3 protein-coding genes are annotated in these 2073 nt (G+C 58.5%); 2 read left to right on the forward strand and 1 reads right to left on the reverse strand.

The features are described from left to right. Nucleotides 1-325: hypothetical protein (locus B7G66_RS18450; RefSeq protein WP_206778197.1), on the forward strand; the 325-nt coding region annotated here is incomplete at its 5' end. On the opposite strand, the gene B7G66_RS13610 is transcribed toward B7G66_RS18450, so the two are convergent. Further along, the gene (locus B7G66_RS13610) at nt 288-1070 is read right to left on the reverse strand and encodes a S24 family peptidase (protein ID WP_003621643.1); all 783 of its coding nucleotides are present in this window, start codon (nt 1068-1070) and stop codon (nt 288-290) included. The two genes, B7G66_RS18450 and B7G66_RS13610, sit on opposite strands and share 38 nt — an antisense overlap. 56 nt (nt 1071-1126) lie before the next feature. Between B7G66_RS13610 and B7G66_RS13615 the strand changes: the two genes are divergently transcribed. After that, entirely contained in the window at nt 1127-1849 is a 723-nt protein-coding gene (locus tag B7G66_RS13615; protein WP_231106251.1) for a phosphate-starvation-inducible PsiE family protein, read from the forward strand. Nucleotides 1850-2073 lie beyond the last annotated feature (224 nt).

Here is a 2073-nt window from a genome sequence, read left to right on the forward strand (position 1 = left end):
CCAAAAACTTTTCCTGTTTTTTATCAATGATGTGTTTTCAAACAGCCAGCCAACTCCATTTCATCCGCACACATGGGCACACGATAAATATGACAGGCCACTGCCGGGATCTCCGTGCCGCGCCACGGGGGGTGTTCATGCCCGATCCGGCAGACCGTCAGAAACGGTTCACAACCAACAGATGGCGCAGGAATGGAAAACCATTTCCGGGGGATTGCTGGAACAGACTTCGCCATCAACTTTCAGGATTGCCACGGCTTACGGGCTGAGACGTTTCAAACCACCCCTTACTTCCACATCCATTTGCCAACCACGCGGCCATTGATGACCAGGTCCGCGATATCGACCTCATCCATGGGATAGGTGGGATTGATGCTGATGATGCGAATGCGCGGCGGGTTGGAATGGGGCACCAGCATCAGTTGCTTGAGCACGACGCCAAGCCCATTCCACAGCACATACACCCCATCGGGCGACGGCACGCGATGCGCGGTATCGACCATCACACGTTCCCCCGCCATGAAGTCGGGTTCCATCGAATTGCCCGATACCCGCAGGATCACAAGCGCCGACGGGTCGGAAACATAATTTTCGACAAACGCGCGCGGCATGTGCCACGCCGCAACGCTGGCATGGCCTTCGCCCGCGCCACTGTCGGTTTCACCCACGATCGCACCGCTGCCGGCATGGGGGGCGATATCATATTCATTGATGGTGACGGTGCCGTCCGCATTGCGGCGCGGGGCCTGCGCGCGCGCGGCGCGTTCGATCCCTTCATTCAGGTCCGATCCACCGGGAATGACACCCGACAGGGCCCAGACCTCGTTCGCGGCAATGGGCGGGTCCCCCCGTTCGCTCAGCAGCGGGACGAGCCGACGCACGAGGTCAACCGGCAGATAGTCCTTCTTCAGCTTGTGTTCATAAAAGGAATAGGAAGAAAATTTGTTTCCCATCCCCAGATCCTGCGCCAAGGCCCGGACGCTGTAGCCCGCACGTTCGCGCAATGCCTTCAGCCGTGCGGAAACGGGTTGATATTCCGGGCACGGGGGGGGGGACGATGATGCTGCCATGGGAAATGTCATGTCCGATCAGGGCGGGGAAAGTCCAGTCCCTTGCAGGCCTGCCCATGCATAATTTCACCCGCCGCCATCAGGCGCAAGGTTCATCACGCCCCGACGGCCAGGAATTTTCCCCCATCGTGTGGACATGGTATGACATGATACAGCCGCGGCGCGTGCATCCGCCGCTGCATTTGCGTCCATCCCCACACATCACCAAGGAGCGTATGCGCCCGATGATAACACGCCTGCCCGGCCTGTTCCGGATTTCCCACCTGTTCGACCTGTTCGAAGAAGGCGTCATGCTGGTGCTGACGTTGCTGATTGTCGTGATCGCGGGGGTATCGCTGGTCCATGTCGTCATCGCGGTGGGACAGATGCTGCTGGGGATCGGGATGACCCCCACCAGCCCCGAAGTCATCCAGAGCATCTTCGGCATGTTCTTCACCGTCCTGATCGCGCTGGAGTTCAAGCATTCGATCCTTGTCCTGCCCGATGCACAGCCCCACAGCATGATCCGCATGCGTTCCGTCCTGCTGATCGGGATGCTGGCGACGGTGCGCAAGTTCATTGTCCTTGACCTTAAGGAAGTGAATGTCATGGAAATGCTTGCGCTGTCGGCCTCGATCCTGGCGCTGGGTATCGTCTACTGGCTGGTGCGTCCGCAAATGCCGTCCACACCCGATGACATGGCCCATGGCGTGCCACCAGACATGCCCCAGCACACGGACCAGAACACGGACCAGCACGTGGCGCAGACCGTATCGCGGAACGTTGCCACACCTGAATGAACAGGCCACCGGTCCGGCCGCCAGCCATGGCCTCCCGCCCCAAACCATGGGAATACGTGATGGGGCATGAAGCCGGGCCGCCTATTGCGGGCGCTGACTGGGGTGCTTTAGAGATTGTTTGAAAACAGGTCATTGATAAAAAACAGGAAAAGTTTTTGGGTGCTGTCTTTTGATCGAAATAAGGCAGCGTCTTTCGAAGCTTTTTAGAAAAAGCTTCACCAAAA

This window comes from Novacetimonas hansenii JCM 7643, assembly GCF_000964405.1.
GTDB lineage: Bacteria > Pseudomonadota > Alphaproteobacteria > Acetobacterales > Acetobacteraceae > Novacetimonas > Novacetimonas hansenii.